Genomic DNA, 18,294 nt, shown 5'->3' with positions numbered 1-18,294 from the left:
ACAGTGACGGCAGTGACGGCGGCGCGGACCACGGCGTCCGCGCCGTGGAACCCCACGGCGGCACAGGAGCGAAGCGATGACGGCCGACACCGACAAGGCACGGACCCCGGAGACCCCCCAGACCCCGGAGACCCGCGAACTGCTCGCGCGGGCCAGGGCCTGGCGGGACGAGGACCCGGACCCGGTCACCCGCGCCGAGCTGGCCGCGCTGCTGGACGGCGGCGACCTGGCCGCGCTCGGTGAACGGTTCGCCGGCACACTCCAGTTCGGCACCGCGGGACTGCGCGGCGAGATGGGCGCTGGCCCGACGCGGATGAACCGCTGCGTCGTGCTGCGCGCCGCCGCCGGCCTCGCCGCCTATCTGCGGGAGCGTTCCCCGGGGCTGGTCGTCGTCGGCTACGACGCCCGGCACAACAGCGAACGCTTCGCGCGCGACACCGTCGCCGTCATGGTCGGCGCCGGGCTGCGCGCCGCGCTGCTGCCCCGGCCGCTGCCGACGCCCGTGCTGGCGTTCGCCATCCGGGAGTTGGGCGCGGTCGCCGGCGTCGCGGTGACCGCCAGCCACAACCCGCCCCGGGACAACGGCTACAAGGTCTACCTCGGCGACGGCAGCCAGATCGTGCCGCCGGCCGACGCGGAGATCGCCGCCGCGATCGCCGCCGTCGGGCCGCTGGCGGAGGTGCCGAGGCCGGAGAGCGGCTGGGAGCTGCTGGGCGAGGAGATCGTCGAGTCCTATCTGGCCCGCAGCGGCGCCGCGTTGACGCCGGGCTCGCCGCGCACCGTGCTCAGCGTCTCGACCCCGTTGCACGGTGTGGGCCAGCAGGTGCTGACCGCGGCGTTCACCAGGAACGGCTTCCCCGCACCCGTCGAGGTGCCGGCGCAGTCGGCGCCCGACCCGGACTTCCCGACGGTCTCCTTCCCCAACCCGGAGGAGCCGGGGGCGATGGACCTGGCGATCGAGGTCGCCGCCGCGACTCCTGGCGCCGAGCTGCTGCTGGCCAACGACCCGGACGCGGACCGCTGCGCGGTCGGCGTTCCCGACCCGGCGGCCGAGGGCGGCTGGCGGATGCTGCGCGGCGACGAGGTCGGCGCGCTGCTCGCGGCGCACCTGGTGCGCGGCGGGCGGAAGGGCGTGTTCGCCACCTCGATCGTCTCCTCCTCGCTGGTCGGCCGGATCGCGGCCGACGCGGGGCGGCCGTACACGGAGACACTGACGGGCTTCAAGTGGCTGGCCCGCGTGCCGGACCTCGGCTACGCCTACGAGGAGGCGCTGGGCTACTGCGTCGACCCGGCCGGGGTGCGTGACAAGGACGGGATCACGGCGGCGCTGCTGGTCGCCGAGCTGGCGGCGGGGCTGCGCGCGGAGGGGCGGACGTTGGCCGACCTGCTGGACGAGTTGGCGGTGCGGCACGGGCTGCACGCCACCGACCAGCTGTCGGTGCGGGTGGCCGACCTGTCGCTGATCGCCGACGCGATGCGCCGGCTGCGCGCCGCGCCGCCGGAGGCGCTGGCCGGGCTGCCGGTCGTCGAGGCCGAGGACCTGAACGAGGGCAGCGCCGCGCTCCCGCCCACCGACGGCCTTCGCTACCGCCTGGCGGGCGCGGGGCCGGTGGCGTCGGCGCGGGTGGTGGTCCGGCCCTCGGGCACCGAGCCGAAGATCAAGTGCTATCTGGAGGTCGTGGTCCCCGCCGCCGACGCCGCCGCCCTCCCGGCGGCCCGCCGCGCGGCGGCCGAAACCCTCGCCGCCCTCCGCACCGACCTCGCCGCCCAGGCCGGCCTCCCGACGGAGTAGGCCCGCCGGGAGTTCGGCCCGTTCGGCGAGTTCGGCGCGTTCGGCGCGTTCGGCGGGGATGCGGAAGACGGCCGGGCTCAGGAGACGGCCGGCGCGATGTAGGAGTAGACCGTCTCGATCACGTGTCGCTCGTTGTAGTACTGGATCGTGTCGCCGCCCGTGTTGTTGAGGATGGCCGACTCCAGGTCGGCGTGGTGGGCGGTCGGCGTGTCCGTGCCCGGGCCCATGTGGACGCGGAGGAGGCTGCCCGGCTGGAGGGTGTAGCCGTCGGGGATGGTCACCCGGACGTTGCCGGCGCCGTCCCTGAGGTAGTGGCCCGAGACGTCGATCGGGCGGTCGGTCGTGTTCCGCAGGGCGACGTACTCGGACTCCTCGGGACGCATGTCGTCGCCCGAGGGGTTGGGGTAGACGTGGTCGACGACGACACCGGCGGCCCTCGGCTCCGGGTCGCGGCCGTCGCGGACACGGCGGGCGGTCTCGGTGAGGTTGGTGACCAGGTAGTCGTAGCCCTGGTCGAGGGTCATCCCCAGCTGCTCGGGGCTGTCCACCGGGTCGCTGTAGACCAACAGGCCGACGTCGTGCGCCCGTTCGACGTCCGAGGCGGCCGTCACGCGCGGGTCGGCGAAGACGCCGACGGTCCACTCGGCCAGCTCGGCGAGTTCGGCGTCCTCCAACATCGGCCCGCCCGTCAGATACGCCAGCGGCACGTCGGGCAGCGCCGACTCGAACTCCCGGAGCGCGTCCTGGTCGCGGGAGTGGACCAGCACGCGGAAGGCACCGGCGCGGGTGGTGGAGGCGTCGTCGTAGCCGTACTCGTCGAGGAGTTCGGCGAGCCGGGTGGCCACGCCCGGGCTCTTCTCCGGCGCCTTCAGCTCGAAGGAGAAGCCCGCGCGGTCCCGGTTGAGGCGCAGCACCTCCTCGACGGTCGGCACCCGCTCGTCGCCGAACTCCTCGCGGTGCCAGGAGCCGGCGTCCAGCCGCCTGATCTCCTCCAGCGTGAACGCGCCCACGTCCGCGCCGGCCCGCTCGGGGAAGACCTCCTCGACGTCGGTGGTGCGTTCCAGGGTGTCGTCGTGGACCAGCACCAGTTCGCCGTCGGCCGTCAACTGGACGTCACCCTCCAGCACTTCGGCGCCCTGGCGGAGCGCCTCGCGGTAGGCGGCGGCGGTCTGCTCCGGCGCGTGCCGGGGCGCGCCGCGGTGGGAGACGACGGGCACGCCCCGGTGGTGGGGCCCGGCCGGGGCGGCGGCCTCGGCGTGCTCCGCGGAGTCGGCGGGTTCAACGGATTCAACGGAGTGGACGGTGACGAGGCTGGTCAGTACGACGGCCGTGGCCGCGGTCAACGGGACGGCGAGGGAACGTACGCGCATCGGGCAACACACCTCGAACGGCTCGGTGTCGATGGGCCTGGGACCGGCCCGGGTCGCGACGCAAACTACGGACGATCCGCGTACTGCGGGAGAACCCCCGTCAAAGCCCAGCCGTCACCTTGCCCCCGCCGCTACCGCCGTCCCCACCGTTCCCACCGTCCCCGCCGCTCCCACCGTTACGGCCGTTACCGCCGCCCCGGAGTGGCCGCCGCGTTCAGGAGGTCAGCCAGAGCACCAGCAGCGCCACGCCGCCGACGGCCAGCGGCGCCAGCGTCTCGTAGCTCCAGCGCACCGCGACCTCGCCCTTCGCCGCCTCGTCCGCGCCGTGCCGCTCGGCCAGTTCGCGCAGCTCGGCCACGGCCATGTCGCCGGGCGCCGGCCGGTCCGCGTCCGCCACGTCAGGCGCGGCGCTCCCGCCGAACCCGAGGAACGAGCGCGGCGCCCGCCCCGACTCGGCGGCCTCGCGGCGGCGGGTGGCCTTCGACCTGGCGCGCAGCGAGACGGGGATCGCCCACATCTGGTACTTGGTGCCCTCGGCCACCAGTTCCGTGGAGTACCCGGCCTGGATGGTGTCCACGGCGGACCAGGGGGCGGTGACCGTGCGGAACGGGTTGCGGACGCGGAGCCGTTCGTCGGAGGCGAAAACCGCGGGGCGCAGGGTGAACGCGACGATCAGCGGCGCCACGAAGAGAAGGGTGGAGGCGGCGGTCACCGGCGTGCGGCCGTCGCCGCGCAGCAGGGCGTCGCCGGCGAGCCAGCCCACCAGGCCGAGCAGCACCACCCCGGCGACCAGGGCTGAGCCCGAGCGGTAGATGCGGTCGGCGTACTTCTCGGGCTCACTCGTCATGCCCCCGATTCTGCCGGAGAGAGCGCGTGCTTCAACCGACCGTTATGCCATAGTTCTCTTCGCCCACCGGCCCCCCACATCCCCCACGGGCCCCGGACGACACCCCACCCGCTCCGCGCACGTGCGCGCTCGCCTCCCCCTTGCCCCCGGCGGGGCCCCTGACGGAGGTCCGGGGGAGGTCCGGGGGATGACATGCCACTACGCGCGTAGATATGCTCGTCTGGTGACCATGTCATTGAAGGCGGACGCCCCGAAGGCCCCCACGCCCCCCACACCCCCCGAGGACTCCCCGTCCGCGCTCGCGGACGTCACCGCGTCCGACGCCTCGCTGCGCCGGTTCCTGCACGGGCTTCCCGGGGTGGACGCGGTCGGGCTTGAGGCCAGGGCGGCCTCGCTCGGGACGCGTTCGATCAAGACGACGGCCAAGGCGTACGCGTTGGACCTGGCCATATCCATGATCGACCTGACCACGCTCGAAGGCGCCGACACCCCGGGCAAGGTCCGGGCGCTGTGCGCCAAGGGCCGCAACCCGGACCCGACCGACCGTTCCACGCCGCCGGTCGCGGCGATCTGCGTCTACTCGGACCTGGTCGCCACCGCGCGCGAGGCGCTGGCCGGCAGCGGCGTCGCGGTGGCCTCGGTGGCGACGGCGTTCCCCGCCGGGCGCGCGGCGCGCTCCGTGAAGCTGGCCGACACCGCCGAGGCGGTGGCCGCGGGGGCCGACGAGGTGGACATGGTGATCGACCGGGGCGCGTTCCTGGCCGGCCGCTACCTGTCGGTCTTCGAGGAGATCGTCGCGGTCCGCGAGGCGTGCGGCGACGCGCATCTGAAGGTCATCCTGGAGAACGGCGAACTGGCCACGTACGACAACATCCGCCGCGCCTCCTGGCTGGCGATGCTCGCCGGCGCCGACTTCATCAAGACGTCGACCGGCAAGGTCGGGGTGAACGCGACCCCCGCCAACACCCTGCTGATGCTCCAGGCCGTGCGCGACTTCCGCGCCGCCACCGGCCGGCAGATCGGCGTGAAGCCGGCGGGCGGCATCCGCACCGCCAAGGACGCGGTGAAGTTCCTGGTGCTGGTGAACGAGACGGCGGGTCCTGACTGGCTGAGCCCGACCTGGTTCCGGTTCGGCGCCTCCAGCCTGCTGAACGATCTGCTGATGCAGCGTCAGAAACTCGGTACCGGACGGTACTCGGGTCCCGACTACGTGACGGTGGACTGAGACGACGATGACGTTCGACTACGCGCCGGCGCCCGAGTCCCGGGCGATCGTGGACATTCCGGCCTCGCACGGCCTCTTCGTCGACGGGCGGTTCCGGCCCGCGGCCGACGAGGCGGTCTTCAAGACGGTCTCGCCCGCCACCGAGGAGGTGCTCTCCGAGGTCGCCAACGCGGGCGACGACGACGTGGACGCCGCCGTGCGCTCCGCGCGCAAGGCGTTCGAGAGCTGGTCGGCGCTGCCGGGCTCGGAGCGCGCCAAGTACCTCTTCCGCATCGCGCGGTTGGTGCAGGAGCGCGCGCGTGAGCTGGCGGTGCTGGAGTCGTTGGACAACGGCAAGCCGATCCGCGAGTCGCGGGACGCGGACCTGCCGCTGGTCGCCGCGCACTTCTTCTACTACGCGGGCTGGGCCGACAAGTTGGAACACGCCGGGTTCGGTCCCGCGCCCCGGCCGCTGGGCGTGGCCGGCGGGGTCATCCCGTGGAACTTCCCGCTGCTGATGCTGGCCTGGAAGGTCGCGCCGGCGCTGGCCACGGGCAACACGATGGTGCTGAAGCCGGCGGAGACGACGCCGCTGACCGCGCTGGCGTTCGCCCGGATCTGCCAGCAGGCGGGGCTGCCGCCCGGGGTGCTCAACATCCTGACGGGCGACGGCGCGACGGGCGCCGCGCTGGTGGCGCACCCGGGGATCGACAAGGTCGCGTTCACCGGTTCGACGGAGGTCGGCAAGGCGATCGCCCGCACGGTGGCCGGCACCCACAAGCGGCTGACGCTGGAGCTGGGCGGCAAGGCCGCGCACATCGTCTTCGAGGACGCGGCGCTCGACCAGGCCGTTGAGGGCATCGTGCAGGGCATCTTCTTCAACCAGGGGCACGTGTGCTGCGCCGGTTCGCGGCTGCTGGTGCAGGAGTCGGTGGCGGACGAGGTGCTGGCGGCGCTGAAGGCCCGGATGAGCACGCTGCGGGTGGGCGACCCGTTGGACAAGAACACCGATGTCGGCGCCATCAACTCGGCCGAACAGCTCGCCAGGATCAGGGAGTTGACGGAGGCCGGCGAGGCGGAGGGCGCGGAGCGCTGGGCGCCGGAGTGCGAACTCCCCTCCACCGGCTACTGGTTCCGGCCGACGCTCTTCACCGGGGTGACCCAGGCGCACCGGATCGCGCAAGAGGAGATCTTCGGCCCGGTGCTGTCGGTGCTGACGTTCCGCACCCCGCAGGAGGCGGTGGAGAAGGCGAACAACACGCCCTACGGCCTCTCCGCCGGCATCTGGACGGAGAAGGGCTCGCGGAGCCTGTGGATGGCGAACCGGCTGCGGGCGGGCGTGATCTGGTCCAACACGTTCAACAAGTTCGACGCGACCTCGCCGTTCGGCGGGTACCAGGAGTCGGGCTACGGCCGCGAGGGTGGCCGTCACGGTCTGGGGGTCTACCTCGATGTCTGAGCCACTGCCGGTCCTCAAGACCTACAAGCTGTTCGTGGGGGGCGCGTTCCCCCGCAGCGAGAGCGGGCGGGTGTACGAGGTGACGGACGCCAAGGGCCAGTGGTTGGCCAACGCGCCGCTGGCCAGCCGCAAGGACGCGCGGGACGCGGTCGTCGCCGCGCGCAAGGCGTTCCCGCGCTGGTCGGGCGCGACCGCCTACAACCGGGGGCAGGTGCTCTACCGGGTCGCGGAGATGGTGCAGGGCCGCAGGGACCAGTTCCGCGCGGAGGTCGCGGCGGGCGACGGGCTGTCGAAGTCGAAGGCCGCCGCCGTGGTGGACGCCGCCATCGACCGGCTGGTCTGGTACGCGGGCTGGTCCGACAAGGTCGCGCAGATCGCCGGCGGCGCCAACCCCGTGGCCGGCCCCTACTTCAACCTGTCGACGCCCGAACCGACCGGCGTGGTCGCGGTGCTGGCGCCCCGCGACTCCTCGCTGCTGGGCCTGGTCTCGGTGCTGGCACCGGTGCTGACCACGGGCAACGTCGCGGTCGTCGTCGCCTCCGAACGCGCCCCGCTGCCCGCGCTCTCGCTGGCCGAGGCGCTGGCCACCTCCGACGTGCCGGGCGGCGTGGTCAACGTGCTCAGCGGCGCGACCGCCGAACTGGCCCGCCCGCTGGCCGCGCACCAGGACGTCAACGCGATCGATCTGACCGGCGCGGAAGGGGAGTTGGCGACCGAGCTGGAGATACTGGCCGCCGAGAACCTCAAGCGCGTCCGCCGCCCCGACCCGGCCGAGGACTTCGCCGCCGCCCCGGGCACGGAGCGGCTGCTGGGCTTCCTGGAGACCAAGACGGTCTGGCACCCGACGGGCGTCTGAACCGGTCCGTTCGCCCCGGGGCTCACCACGGGCCCCGGGGCGTCGCGGCGGTCCACGATGCACAGCCGCTGAAGGGCGTTCATGGTCTCTCGTTGTTCCATCCGTGGACGGAGAAGGTCTCGCCCTTGAGGTAGTGGGCGATGCCGAGGGCGTTGTAGGGGACGGTGGTGGGTGGGAGGTTGTCGGCAGGATGCCAGCTGATCCCCGCGCACTTGTGGGGTTCGGCGTTGCTGGGGTGGCCGCGCCAGTGGGGGGTGGCGAGGAACCAGCCGAGGCGGGGTTGGCCTTCGGGGTTGCGGTAGTGCATGGCGTGGACGGTGCGCAGGGCGGCCGGTTCGATCGTGACGCCGATCTCTTCATGGGCTTCGCGGGCGGCGGCGTCGATGACGTTCTCGCCCGGCTCGACCTTGCCGCTTGGAAGGTTGAGGAGCCCGTCTGCGTAGCCGGTGTTGGCGCGCTCGGCGAGCAGGATGTGGCGGTCCTCGCGCTCCAGGATGATCATGACGTCGATGACGGTGTGGGCGGCCATGGGTCCCTTCCCCGATGTGGTGCCTGGGTGGGGGGACATTAGCGAGTCGGGCAGTGTCAGCGGGGTGGGAGTGCGCGGAGCGTGAGCTGCTGGACTGTCCACTCGACACGTTGGGATGTGTCGAGGCCGGTGGGGAGTTCGACGAGGGGCACGCCGGTCGCGGTGCAGGCGTCGAGGACGGCGTGGTCTGCCTGCTCCTGGAGGGTGAGGACCTTGTCCCGGAAGCGGTCCCCGCCGGCGCGTTGGTCGAACCGGTCGCGGCAGTGGACGACGAGGTCGTAGGCGGTGGGCATCCAGGCCGCGCAGAGGGCTTCCATGGCGGTCAGGGTGGCGGCCACGCCGGGTTCGTTGGGGTCGAGGATGAGGCGGGCCAGGGCGAGGACGTTGGCCGGGGTCTTGTCGGTGATCAGCAGGCGGTGGTTGCGGGCGGCGCGTAACGGGGTGGTGAGGTGGAGGGCGAAGAGGTCGAGTTCGGCGGCGAGGTCGAAGGTGCCCTGGCCGTGGAGGACGACGGCCTCCATGAACGGGCTGGTGCGGGCGGGTTCGCCGGTGCAGGTGACGTTGACGGCCCGTTCGCGGTAGTGGGCAGTCAGGGCGTGGACGAGGGTGGTCTTGCCGGCGGCCTGGGTTCCCTCAATGGCGATCACGGTGCAGTCGCGGATAGGCATGGTTCTCCCAGCAGGGTGTGGAAGGTGGGGGAGGCGAGCCAGTCCCAGGCGCCGGTGGTGGCGGCCAGGACGCGGTTGACGTTGAGTCCCTCGGGTGCCCAGTGGCCCAGGCCGGCCGCGTGGGCGGCGACATAGGCGGTGGACAGGGAATGGCGGAGGTTGAGGACGCTGATCTTCTCCCGGGCGGTCGTGTCCGCTTCGGTGAGCCAGCGACGGTGGAGGGCGGTCATCGAGGTGCCGCGGAGTTCGGGTTGGGTGACGTCAAGGCGGAGCTCGGCGCACACGTCGACCAGGCGGCGCGAGGTGCCGGTCAGCAGGTGACCGGCGTCGAAGCGGGTGTCCAGGTAGCGGGGGTCCCCCTCGGCTGGGGCGTTGCGCTGCTTCCAGGAGGCGCGGGCCTGGTCGATGGTGGGTTGGGGCCGGTCGGCGGTGGCGGCGAGGACGGCGAGATCCGAGCAGAGCTGGTGCCCGGTGATCAGGTCCGCGCTGTTGGTGGCGGTGCGCAGGGCATTGGCGGCCGAGCGCACCAGGGCCGGCTGTTCATCGGCGTCCTCGACGTAGACGCTGGTGAAGTGGAACGGGACGTGCGCGAGGTCGGACGGGGCCGGCGTGCTTGCGGGGAGGTCGAGCCAGACGACGGAGTAGCAGAAGGGCCGGTTGCCGTTCTTGATCCGGTAGTTCTTGGTCCACTCGACATCGATGGACGCCAACCGCACGGTTCCGGAGGGCTTTTTGGGGGCGCGGGTGGGGCTGGTCAGGTTGCTGGTGGTGATCACGGCGTCTCTCCAACGGGGCGGTGGTGGGGCCGGCGACCGTTGCCGGGGCTGGTCCCACCGCTTGCCCTAGGGACGTTACTGGTGGGGATCGGCTGTGCTCGGTGGGTTGGTCGAGAACACGGCGGGGAGGAGCTGATCTCCAGCGCCGAGCGCAACCAGCTCTTTGAGAGCGTCGAGCGGGACGCGTTCCACCTGGAACTGCGGGACGACTACTCCGTTCCCGACGAGGACAGCCCGTTCACCAGCTGGCTGCGCGGTGAGAACGTCGACCACTCCTACATGGCCCCCTGGACACGGCTGATACGACGCCTCACGAGCGAGGGGCGCACGGTCCGGCGAGTGCGCGTGGTCACCGAGCCGCCCAGTCCCTACATCCGCTGGGAACACGCCACCACCCGCCTCAACGAGGAGGCCGGCGAGGACATCCGCTGGCTGCCCCGACACCGACTGCCGACCGGCCTCGCTCTTCCTGTAGGAGGCAACGACTGGTGGCTGTTCGATGACCGCCTCCTCGCCGTCGGCCACTTCGACGGAGACGGCCGGGTCCTCGGCTCGGAGCTGGTCCAGGCCCCAGAGACCGTGGCCGCCTGCGTCCGCCTGCGGGACCGGCTCTGGGCCGCCGCCGTTCCGCACCGCGACTACCAGCTGTCCTGAACCGCCCGTGACCACCCAGGTAGAAGAGGCACTTCAGGCGCTCGGCGCCCGGCTGCGCGGCTTCCGTAAGGACGCCGGATTCACCAGCGGCCGGGCGTTCGCGCGCGCCACCTCCTGGCAGGAGTCGAAGGTCTCCCGGATCGAGAACGGCAGGCAGCGGCCCAGCGAGGACGACATCCGGATCTGGTGCCAGGCCACCGGACAGAACGACCAACTCGGCGACCTGATCGCGATCGTTCGCCATGTGGACGAACTCTGGCTCGACCTGCGCAGGTTGCTGCGCACCGGCGCCGAGCAACGACAGCAACAAGCGATTCCCGTCTACGGCAAGACCAGGGTGTTCCGCATCTGGCACCCCACGGTCATCTGGGGAACGATCCAGACCTCCGAGTACGCCGCAGCGGTCTTCGACCAGGTCGTCGGCTTCTACGAGGTCCCGGACGACGCCGAGGCAGCCGTCGCCAAACGGCTGGAACGCCAGCGCTACCTGTACCGAGGCGAGAAGATCTTCAACGTCCTCCTCGGCGAACAGGCGCTGTACACCAACTTCGGCGGCCCCGAGACCATGAAGGGCCAACTCGACCGGCTCCTGGCCGTGATGCGGCTGCCCCGCCTCAGCCTCGGCATCATCCCCAGGACGGCACCGGTCGCCATCTGGCCGGGCAACTCGTTTTCGATGTTCGATGACCGACTGGTCCTCGTCGAGACCTACTCGGCCGAGCTGTCCGTCACCCAGCCCCGCGAGATCGAGATGTACACCAAGGCGTTCGCCCTGCTGAAGCAGTCGGCCGTCTACGGCACCGCCGTCCGCGAACTCGTCCTCCGGGCGATCCACCACTACGACCAACTGCCGACCGACTAGGAAAGTCCTCATGAACTGCGCGAGCACTGTGGTCCCCAACTGGCGCACCAGCACCTACACCAAGTCCGACAGCTGTGTCGAGGTAGCCGACAACGACCCAGGGCGGGTGAGAGTGCGAGACACCAAGGCACGCGGAAGGGGAACGATAGCCGCCCGGCGGGATGCCTGGGGCGTGTTCGTCTCGTACGCGAAGCGGACTCCGGGCGCGGGAGTTGAAGTCGGCCGGAGAGCCTGATGGCGGAAGAGCGGGCCTGAACCGTCCCCCGAACACGAAAGAGCGGGGGCGCGGAGACCGGCCAGACCCCCCGGCCGACCGAACTCCACGCCCCCGCGTTCCCCCGTATCCCCCGATACCCCCGTGTTCCCCTCCGGGCGCTCCCCCGCGCCCCTTTATCCCCCGTGTTCCCCCGTTACCCCCGTATCCCCCGTTATCTCCCCCGTTCCCCGTGTCCCCCGTTGTTCCCCCGTGTTTCCCCCCGCCTCCGGCGGCCGGCCGCTTACGCGACCAGCGCCCCGAAGGACTCCTCCTCGCCGTGGCCCTGGGCCAGCACCCGGTCCTCGCGCAGCCGGCGCAGGGTGCGCCAGATGCTGCTCTTGACCGTTCCGACACTGATGTTGAGCGTGTCGGCGATCTCCGGGTCGGTCTGGCCCTCGTAGTAGCGGAGCACCAGCATGGTGCGCTGCTGCTCGGGCAGCTTGGCGAGCGCCTGCCAGAGCACCGTGCGCAACTCCGTGCCGCGCATGGGCTCCTGGTCGCCCGGCGCCTCGGGCAGTTCCTCGGTCGGGTACTCGTTGAGCTTCCGCCGCCGCCAGGCGCTGATGTGCAGGTTGGTCATGGTGCGCCGCAGGTAGCCCCCGACCGCGGCCTTGTCGCTGATCCGGTCCCAGGCACGGTAGGTGGAGAGCAACGCGCTCTGGAGCAGGTCCTCCGCCTCGAACCTGTCCCCCGTGAGGTGGTAGGCCGTGGCGTACAGGGAGGCGCGACGCTCGCGCACGTAGGCGGTGAACTCCGCCTCCGCGGCCCCCTCGCGCCGCGCGCTCCCTGTGCGGCCCCCCGTGACGCCCACCGCGGTCAGATGCGATGGACGCTGGTGCCCGGTGCCGCGACGACCCCCATGCCGAAGCGCGACACCGGACTTCTCCCCGTGCCGGACGGGAACCATCGGGGCGGTGGCGTGCGTGTCAGTCACCGCCGGGTTGGTGGTGTGATGCATGACGCTCATCCGCTTCCCCCATCAAGAAGGTCGTTCCCTGTCCGTTGCCGAATACATTGCCGGTCCAGTTTCATGACCGGGTCCCCCAACTGTCACAGCGGTGTCACAGCGCCGAGGACCAGGTCGGGTTACCCGTGAGTCGCCTGTGGCACAAGGGTGTTGACCGTTCAACGACTCGCTCGGCGACCTGTCGAACGGCCTGCTCGACGGCCCCGCACGGGCGCCGGCGGCTGTGGGGCAGGACTCAGGTCGGGACGGTCGAACTCCGAACGCTTCATGGGCCACAATGAGCCGTGTGGCTTTCCTGTTGCTGATCGAGGACGACGAGGCGGTACGCACGGCCCTGGAGATGAGCCTGACCCGCCAGGGACACCGGGTGGTGACCGCGCCCACGGGCGAGGACGGCCTCCAGTCGCTGCGTGAGCAGCGTCCCGATCTGATCGTGCTCGACGTCATGCTGCCCGGCATCGACGGCTTCGAGGTGTGCCGTCGCATCCGGCGCACCGATCAGCTCCCCATCATCCTGCTCACCGCGCGCAGCGACGACATCGACGTCGTGGTCGGCCTGGAGTCCGGCGCCGACGACTACGTCGTCAAGCCGGTGCAGGGCCGGGTCCTCGACGCCCGTATCCGCGCGGTGATGCGCAGGGGCGAACGGGAGTCCAACGACGCGGTCACGTTCGGCTCGCTGGTGATCGACCGTTCCGCGATGACGGTCACCAGGGACGGCGTCGACCTCCAGCTGACCCCGACCGAGCTGCGGCTGCTGCTGGAACTGAGCCGCCGCCCCGGGCAGGCGCTCTCGCGGCAGCAACTGCTGCGGCTGGTCTGGGAGCACGACTACCTGGGCGACTCCCGGTTGGTGGACGCCTGTGTACAGCGACTGCGCGCCAAGGTCGAGGACGTGCCGTCGTCGCCGAAGCTGATCCGCACGGTGCGCGGCGTGGGCTACCGGCTGGACGCGCCCTGATGACCTCGCGGCGCGGGCCGCTCCGGGAGCGCGGCTGATGAAGGGAGCGCGGCGTGGGGAGGCGGACGACGCCCCCCGCCCCAGGGGACGGCTGCGCCGCTGGGCGCACACCCTGCTGAGTCTCACCAGCCTGCGGCTGCGGCTGGTCACGGTCTTCGCCCTGGTCGCCCTGGTCGCGGCCGTCTCCGTCTCGGGCATCGCCTACTGGCTGAACAGGGACGCGGTCCTCACCCGCGCCCAGGAGTCGGCGCTCAGCGACTTCAGCCAGTCGCTCGGCGACCGCGCCGGCGCCCTGCCCGACCAGCCGACCTGCGACGCGCTGCGGCTGATGGCCGACCGGGTCGCCAACCGCACCTTCCACTACGAGGTGGTGCTGGAGGACGCCCGGCTGCCCGAGGGCGACTGCCGCGCGGAGTCCGACCCGGCGGTGTTCACCCGCGAGATGGTGCCCGACTCGCTGCGGGACGCCGTCCGGGACCGCAGGGAGGGGCAGCCGGAGGACGACCAGTACCACCTGTACTGGCAGCGGATCAGCCTCGACGGCGACCCCTATCTCGTCGGCGGCGCGCAGGTCATAGGCGGCGGCCCGGCCGGCTATCTGCTGGCCTCGCTGGCGCCGGAACGCGACGACCTCAACTCCCTGGCGGTCTCGCTCGGCGTCGCCACCGCGCTGGCCGTGATCGGCTCGGTGCTGCTGGCGCAGGGCGCCGCCACCATGGTGCTGCGCCCGGTGCAGCGGCTGAGCAACGCGGCCAGGCGGCTGGGCGAGGGCAAGCTCGACACCCGGCTCGCGGTGCGCGGCGCCGACGAACTCGCCGAGCTGACCAGGACGTTCAACAACGCCGCCGCCTCCCTGGAGGCGCAGGTCCAGGACCTGAGCGACCGGGAGACCTCCAGCCGCCGCTTCGTCGCCGACATGTCGCACGAGCTGCGCACCCCGATGACCGCGATCACCGCGATGACGGAGCTGCTGGAGGACGAGGTCGAGACGCTCGACCCGCGCGTCGCGCCCGCCGTGCAGCTGGTGGTCAGCGAGACCCGGCGGCTGAACGACCTGGTGGAGAACCTTATGGAGGTCACCAGGTTCGACGCCGGCACCGCCAAGATGGTGCTGGACGACGTGAACATAGCCGACCAGGTCACCGCCTGCATCGACGCCCGCGCCTGGCTGGACGCGGTGCACCTGGACGCGGACCGTTCCATCACCGCGCGGCTCGACCCGCGCCGGCTGGACGTCGTGCTGGCCAACCTCATCGGCAACGCGCTCAAGCACGGCGGCTCCCCTGTGCGGGTCACGGTCCGCGAGCACGAGGACGACGAGGGCGGCCGGCTGGTCAGCGTCGAGGTCGCCGACCAGGGGCCGGGGATACCGGAGGACGTGCTGCCGCACGTCTTCGACCGCTTCTACAAGGCGTCCGCCTCCCGGCCGCGCTCGGACGGCAGCGGCCTCGGGCTCTCCATCGCGATGGAGAACGCCCATCTGCACGGCGGTGACATCACCGTCCACAACGACCCGGTGGGCGGCGCGGTCTTCACCCTGCGCCTCCCCCACGACCCCGGCCTCCCCGAGGACCGCGCGGACGACCCGGACAGCGGACAGGAGACGCCCCCGGGAGGCGGCGCCTCCGTTCCGCCGGGCAGGCCGGCCACACCGGCACCGCGCCGCGGCGAGCGAAGCGACAAGGGAAGCGGCAAGGAGACGTACGACGGTTCGGCCGAGGAGGACCGGCGGTGAGGGGCGGAGCGAGGGCCGGCGGGGGCGCGCTGCTCGCCGGGCTGCTGACGGTGGCCGCCGCGACCGGCTGCGGCATCCGGGAGACCGACGTGCCCGTCGACGCGGGACCCGCGCCCACCCGCGCCTCCTGCGACGCCCCCGCCAGGGGCGAGCACCACACCGAGATCTATCTGGTCTGCGGGCAGCGCGTCGAGTCCGTCGCCCGCGTCATGTCTGCGGCGACCGCCACCGAGCCGTCCGACTACGCCGAGGTGGCCGTCGCGCTGCTCGGCCAGCTCCAGAACGATCCGGAGGAGGCCGAGAAGGCCGCCGGGTTCACCAGCGCGGTCCCCGGCCATCTCCGGGTCGAGCGGGTGGAGGAGGACGAGACGGGCAGGACCGTCCGCCTCAACCGGCGCCCCAGCGAGATCCCCGAGCTGGCCCTGACGCAGATCATCTGCACCTTCGCGCACAGCGCCTCGCTGGGCGGCGCGGGCGAGACCGTCGTGCTCGGCGGCCCGGCCGGCGCCGACCCCGACAAGCCGCGCACCTACTCGTGCAGCGCCGCCATGCGCAGCCCCGAGGGCGCCCGCGACCTCGGCTGAACGGGCCCGGGTGGCATCCGTTCACGAGACCGGCGGGTGGGGCCCAGCTCACAGTGGCGAAGGGGAACCGGCCCCACCGGCAACGGCGTCCTGATCAGCGTGCGGCCACATCCTGCGGGCTCTGCCGAGCCGACGCCCCCCGCCGGTCACCCTCTCCCCCCGAACCCCACCGCGCGTCGGGGGCGACTCGTCCGCGTCCCCGCACGGGCCCGGCTGCTCGCCTCCGTGCTGCTGTGTTGCTATCTGCTGCTGGTCGCGTGGCTGGCGCTGCGCCCGTTGACGATGCTGTGGGTCTCGCCGGCGAACCTGGAGCCGCTCTCCACCATCCGCGCCGATCTCGCGCGCGGCCCGGAGGAGGCCGGCCGCACCCTGGCGGCCGGGCTGCTGCGGCTGGCGCCGCTCGGGGTGCTGCTGCCGCTGGTCGGCGCGCGGCTCGGCGGGGGGCGGATGCTGTCGTTGACCCGCACCGCGTTCGTCGGCGCCATGGTCTCCATGGCGCTGGAGGGCGGCCAGACGCTCACCCCGAGCCGGGTGTGCGACATCGACTCCGTGCTGCTCAACACGCTGGGTGTGGCCCTGACCCACCAGCTCTGCTACGGCCCGCTGCGCAGGCTCGCCCGCCGGGCGGCTCCGCCGGCCGACGCGACGCCCGAGCCCACGGCTCCGCCGGCCGCGCCCACCCCGGAGCGGCGCCCGAGCCCACGCCCGTCGCGCCAGGCCCCGACGTCGTGCCCGGTCACCGGAACGCCGCTCTCCCCCGGCACACTCCCGCCCCCCACGCCGCTCCCGCCCCCCACCACGGAGGCGCGAGCGACCGTTCACCACCTGTAGGGCCACGACGTGCGGGGCGACCGCCACCGGAAGGGTTCGCCCCGCCCGCACCGCCGGCCCCGCCCCGCCCTGCGGGAAGCGGGAAGCGGGAAGCGGGAAGCCGCGGCACGCGGAAGGCCGCGCCTCCCCGGGGTGGCGGGGAGGCACGGCCCGTTCGGTCGTGCCGGGTGGCGACGGTCAGACGACGCCGCCCAGCGCGCCGGTCGCGCCCGCGAGGCCGGAGACGCTGTCCACGGCGCCCAGCGCGCCCGGAGCCAGGCCGCCGATCAGGTCGGTGGTGCCGGCGAGACCCGTGGTGTGGGTGAGGGTCTGCGTCGCCGCGCCCAGCGCGTCGTTGGTCGGGGTGGCCTCCATCAGCTGCTGGCTGACGCCACCGACCTCCTCGCCCGCCACCTGGTCCACGGTCTCCTGGACCGGGATCGAGTTCGCCACCTCGCCCGTGGCGGTCGCCAGGCCGTCGTTGAGGCTCATGGCGGAGGCGGAACCGGCGGCGGTCGCGGCGAACGCGGCACCCATGGCGGCCACACCGAGCGTCTTGGCGGTTGCGTGCTTCATCAGAACTTCCTTGGGGTGTGTTTGGTGAGCGGCGAGCCCGAAGGTAGCCACGGAAAACCCACCGTGGCAATGAATCGAAAAGTGTGCCGCGACTCGAAACTCGCCCCACCGGCCGAGCGCGCGCGCCCACCGCGCCCGCCCCACCACTCGGCCAAACCTCCTGCTCAGGGCCGCGGTTCGCCGCCGTTATGGAACAACCATGCGGAGCGGAGCGCGGCGTACCCCGGCTTGATCACGTCATTGATCATGGCCAGACGTTCATCGAAAGGAATGAATGCGGATTTCATCGCATTGACCGTGAACCACTGGAGGTCGTCCAGCGTGTAGCCGAATGCCCGCACCAGATGGGTGAATTCGCGACTCATGCTGGTGTCGCTCATCAGGCGGTTGTCCGTGTTGACCGTCGCGCGGAACCGCAGCTCGCGGAGCAGTCCGATCGGATGCTCGGCATACGAACTGGCCGCGCCGGTCTGGAGGTTGGAGGTCGGGCACAGCTCCAGCGGCACACGCTTGTCCCGCACATAGGAGGCCAGCCGCCCCAGCCGCACCTCGCCGTCCTCCCCCACCTCGATGTCGTCGATGATCCGCACCCCGTGCCCCAGCCGGTCGGCCCCGCACCACTGGAGCGCCTGCCAGATCGAGGGCAGCCCGAACGCCTCGCCGGCGTGGATGGTGAAGTGGTTGTTCTCCCGCTTCAGATACTCGAACGCGTCCAGATGGCGGGTGGGCGGGAAGCCGGCCTCCGCGCCCGCGATGTCGAAGCCGACGACGCCGGACTCGCGGTGCTCGTTGGCCAGTTCCGCGATCTCCAACGAGCGCGCCGCGTGCCGCATCGCGGTCAGCAGCGCGCCGACCCGGATGCGCCGCCCGGCGGCGCCCGCGCGACGCTCGCCCTCGCGGAAGCCGTCGTTGACCGCGCGCACCACCTCGGTCAACGTCAACCCCGCCGTGAGGTGCTGCTCCGGCGCGTAGCGCACCTCGGCGTAGACCACGCCGTCCTCCGCCAGGTCCTCGACGCACTCGGCGGCGACCCTGGTCAGCGCGTCGGCGCTCTGCATCACGGCGGTGGTGTGGGCGAACGTCTCCAGATACCGCTCCAGCGAACCGGAGTCGGCGGCGGCGGTGAACCACGCCCCCAGCTCAGCCGGGTCCTCCGTCGGCAGCGCCGCGTACCCCTGCTCCCGGGCGAGTTCGGCGACGGTGGCGGGCCGCAGCCCGCCATCCAGGTGATCGTGGAGGAGGACCTTGGGGGCGCGCCGGATCTGCTCCTCACCGGGAGCCGACGGCGAAACGGGCAACGGAACGCGGTGCGCGGCGGTGTCGTCAGGGGTCACGTCTCAACTCTACTTCCTACGCGCGTAGACACTGGCCGTCGCGGCTGGGCGGGA

The 18,294-nt window shown here is 72.2% G+C and carries 19 protein-coding genes; 11 read left to right on the top strand and 8 right to left on the bottom strand.

All coding sequences use genetic code 11. The annotated features are described in order from the left end of the window. The first annotated feature begins 76 nt into the window (after positions 1-76). Positions 77-1,792, top strand: a complete 1,716-nt coding sequence (locus tag FH715_RS16560) for a phospho-sugar mutase (protein ID WP_139645980.1) — start codon at positions 77-79, stop codon at positions 1,790-1,792. A gap of 77 nt (positions 1,793-1,869) precedes the next feature. On the opposite strand, the gene FH715_RS16555 is transcribed toward FH715_RS16560, so the two are convergent. Together FH715_RS16555 and FH715_RS16550 are read right to left on the bottom strand one after the other, a co-directional pair. Beyond that, entirely contained in the window at positions 1,870-3,162 is a 1,293-nt protein-coding gene (locus FH715_RS16555) for a glycerophosphodiester phosphodiesterase family protein (RefSeq protein WP_139645978.1), read from the bottom strand. A 214-nt stretch (positions 3,163-3,376) separates the two neighbouring features. Continuing rightward, a complete protein-coding gene (locus FH715_RS16550) occupies positions 3,377-4,009 on the bottom strand; it encodes a PH domain-containing protein (RefSeq protein ID WP_139645976.1) in 633 nt (210 codons plus the stop codon). Between the two features lie 229 nt (positions 4,010-4,238). Here FH715_RS16550 and deoC point away from each other — a divergent pair, with 229 nt between their 5' ends. From deoC to FH715_RS16535, 3 genes are read left to right on the top strand one after another with little or no spacing between them, the layout of a single operon-like run. Beyond that, the gene (gene deoC / locus FH715_RS16545) at positions 4,239-5,234 is read left to right on the top strand and encodes a deoxyribose-phosphate aldolase (RefSeq protein WP_246108794.1); all 996 of its coding nucleotides are present in this window, start codon (positions 4,239-4,241) and stop codon (positions 5,232-5,234) included. 7 nt (positions 5,235-5,241) lie between these two features. Beyond that, positions 5,242-6,672, top strand: coding sequence for an aldehyde dehydrogenase family protein (locus tag FH715_RS16540; protein ID WP_139645971.1), 1,431 nt, complete (start codon positions 5,242-5,244; stop codon positions 6,670-6,672). After that, positions 6,665-7,528 carry an aldehyde dehydrogenase family protein gene (locus FH715_RS16535; RefSeq protein WP_139645969.1) on the top strand — a complete coding sequence of 288 codons (864 nt, stop codon included), beginning with the start codon at positions 6,665-6,667 and terminating at the stop codon, positions 7,526-7,528. Before FH715_RS16540 ends, FH715_RS16535 begins: the two co-directional genes overlap by 8 nt. Positions 7,529-7,607: 79 nt before the next feature. On the opposite strand, the gene FH715_RS16530 is transcribed toward FH715_RS16535, so the two are convergent. Genes FH715_RS16530 through FH715_RS16520 form a run of 3 tightly spaced genes read right to left on the bottom strand, consistent with a single transcriptional unit; the run spans position 7,608 to position 9,501 of the window. Continuing rightward, positions 7,608-8,057, bottom strand: a complete 450-nt coding sequence (locus tag FH715_RS16530; RefSeq protein WP_139645967.1) for an NUDIX hydrolase — start codon at positions 8,055-8,057, stop codon at positions 7,608-7,610. A 56-nt stretch (positions 8,058-8,113) separates the two neighbouring features. Then, positions 8,114-8,725, bottom strand: a complete 612-nt coding sequence (locus FH715_RS16525) for an AAA family ATPase (protein WP_139645965.1) — start codon at positions 8,723-8,725, stop codon at positions 8,114-8,116. After that, a complete protein-coding gene (locus FH715_RS16520) occupies positions 8,701-9,501 on the bottom strand; it encodes a hypothetical protein (RefSeq protein ID WP_139645963.1) in 801 nt (266 codons plus the stop codon). Before FH715_RS16520 ends, FH715_RS16525 begins: the two co-directional genes overlap by 25 nt. An 81-nt stretch (positions 9,502-9,582) precedes the next feature. On the opposite strand from FH715_RS16520, the gene FH715_RS16515 reads away from it, so the two are divergent. Genes FH715_RS16515 through FH715_RS16505 form a run of 3 tightly spaced genes read left to right on the top strand, consistent with a single transcriptional unit; the run spans position 9,583 to position 11,252 of the window. Next, the gene (locus tag FH715_RS16515; protein WP_246108781.1) at positions 9,583-10,155 is read left to right on the top strand and encodes a DUF6879 family protein; all 573 of its coding nucleotides are present in this window, start codon (positions 9,583-9,585) and stop codon (positions 10,153-10,155) included. A 7-nt stretch (positions 10,156-10,162) separates the two neighbouring features. Further along, positions 10,163-11,017: a helix-turn-helix domain-containing protein gene (locus FH715_RS16510; protein WP_139645960.1), complete on the top strand. Its 855-nt coding sequence runs from the start codon at positions 10,163-10,165 to the stop codon at positions 11,015-11,017. 10 nt (positions 11,018-11,027) lie between these two features. After that, positions 11,028-11,252, top strand: coding sequence for a DUF397 domain-containing protein (locus tag FH715_RS16505; protein WP_139645953.1), 225 nt, complete (start codon positions 11,028-11,030; stop codon positions 11,250-11,252). A gap of 262 nt (positions 11,253-11,514) precedes the next feature. Here the strand turns inward: FH715_RS16505 and FH715_RS16500 are convergent, their stop codons facing one another. Further along, complete coding sequence (locus FH715_RS16500; protein WP_139645951.1) at positions 11,515-12,240, bottom strand: SigE family RNA polymerase sigma factor; 726 nt, start codon at positions 12,238-12,240, stop codon at positions 11,515-11,517. 286 nt (positions 12,241-12,526) lie between these two features. On the opposite strand from FH715_RS16500, the gene FH715_RS16495 reads away from it, so the two are divergent. From FH715_RS16495 to FH715_RS16480, 4 genes are all read left to right on the top strand, one after another. Beyond that, the gene (locus FH715_RS16495; RefSeq protein WP_139645949.1) at positions 12,527-13,201 is read left to right on the top strand and encodes a response regulator transcription factor; all 675 of its coding nucleotides are present in this window, start codon (positions 12,527-12,529) and stop codon (positions 13,199-13,201) included. Positions 13,202-13,238: 37 nt separating this feature from the next. Further along, positions 13,239-14,936 carry a sensor histidine kinase gene (locus FH715_RS16490; protein ID WP_139645947.1) on the top strand — a complete coding sequence of 566 codons (1,698 nt, stop codon included), beginning with the start codon at positions 13,239-13,241 and terminating at the stop codon, positions 14,934-14,936. Then, a complete protein-coding gene (locus tag FH715_RS16485; RefSeq protein WP_139645945.1) occupies positions 14,933-15,520 on the top strand; it encodes a hypothetical protein in 588 nt (195 codons plus the stop codon). The genes FH715_RS16490 and FH715_RS16485 overlap by 4 nt, the downstream gene beginning before the upstream one ends. Before the next feature lie 225 nt (positions 15,521-15,745). After that, positions 15,746-16,351, top strand: coding sequence for a VanZ family protein (locus FH715_RS16480; RefSeq protein ID WP_246108780.1), 606 nt, complete (start codon positions 15,746-15,748; stop codon positions 16,349-16,351). 177 nt (positions 16,352-16,528) lie between these two features. Here FH715_RS16480 and FH715_RS16475 read toward each other — a convergent pair whose 3' ends face one another. Together FH715_RS16475 and FH715_RS16470 are read right to left on the bottom strand one after the other, a co-directional pair. Beyond that, the gene (locus FH715_RS16475) at positions 16,529-16,906 is read right to left on the bottom strand and encodes a hypothetical protein (protein WP_139645943.1); all 378 of its coding nucleotides are present in this window, start codon (positions 16,904-16,906) and stop codon (positions 16,529-16,531) included. A gap of 164 nt (positions 16,907-17,070) precedes the next feature. Further along, complete coding sequence (locus FH715_RS16470) at positions 17,071-18,204, bottom strand: adenosine deaminase (RefSeq protein WP_139646054.1); 1,134 nt, start codon at positions 18,202-18,204, stop codon at positions 17,071-17,073. Positions 18,205-18,294: the final 90 nt, after the last annotated feature.

Source organism: Streptomyces sedi, from assembly GCF_006335015.1.
In the GTDB taxonomy this organism is placed as follows: Bacteria; Actinomycetota; Actinomycetes; order Streptomycetales; family Streptomycetaceae; genus Streptomyces; species Streptomyces sedi.
This window is presented reverse-complemented; position numbering and strand designations above follow the sequence as displayed.

Bases quoted from the DNA above. Each gene is read 5' to 3' on its own strand.
- FH715_RS16555 (WP_139645978.1), bottom strand. From the start codon at position 3,162: ATGCGCGTACGTTCCCTCGCCGTCCCGTTGACCGCGGCCACGGCCGTC.
- FH715_RS16535 (WP_139645969.1), top strand. From the start codon at position 6,665: ATGTCTGAGCCACTGCCGGTCCTCAAGACCTACAAGCTGTTCGTGGGG.
- FH715_RS16500 (WP_139645951.1), bottom strand. From the start codon at position 12,240: ATGAGCGTCATGCATCACACCACCAACCCGGCGGTGACTGACACGCAC.
- FH715_RS16530 (WP_139645967.1), bottom strand. From the start codon at position 8,057: ATGGCCGCCCACACCGTCATCGACGTCATGATCATCCTGGAGCGCGAG.
- FH715_RS16540 (WP_139645971.1), top strand. From the start codon at position 5,242: ATGACGTTCGACTACGCGCCGGCGCCCGAGTCCCGGGCGATCGTGGAC.
- FH715_RS16560 (WP_139645980.1), top strand. From the start codon at position 77: ATGACGGCCGACACCGACAAGGCACGGACCCCGGAGACCCCCCAGACC.
- deoC (WP_246108794.1), top strand. From the start codon at position 4,239: ATGTCATTGAAGGCGGACGCCCCGAAGGCCCCCACGCCCCCCACACCC.
- FH715_RS16490 (WP_139645947.1), top strand. From the start codon at position 13,239: ATGAAGGGAGCGCGGCGTGGGGAGGCGGACGACGCCCCCCGCCCCAGG.
- FH715_RS16550 (WP_139645976.1), bottom strand. From the start codon at position 4,009: ATGACGAGTGAGCCCGAGAAGTACGCCGACCGCATCTACCGCTCGGGC.
- FH715_RS16525 (WP_139645965.1), bottom strand. From the start codon at position 8,725: ATGCCTATCCGCGACTGCACCGTGATCGCCATTGAGGGAACCCAGGCC.
- FH715_RS16505 (WP_139645953.1), top strand. From the start codon at position 11,028: ATGAACTGCGCGAGCACTGTGGTCCCCAACTGGCGCACCAGCACCTAC.
- FH715_RS16475 (WP_139645943.1), bottom strand. From the start codon at position 16,906: ATGAAGCACGCAACCGCCAAGACGCTCGGTGTGGCCGCCATGGGTGCC.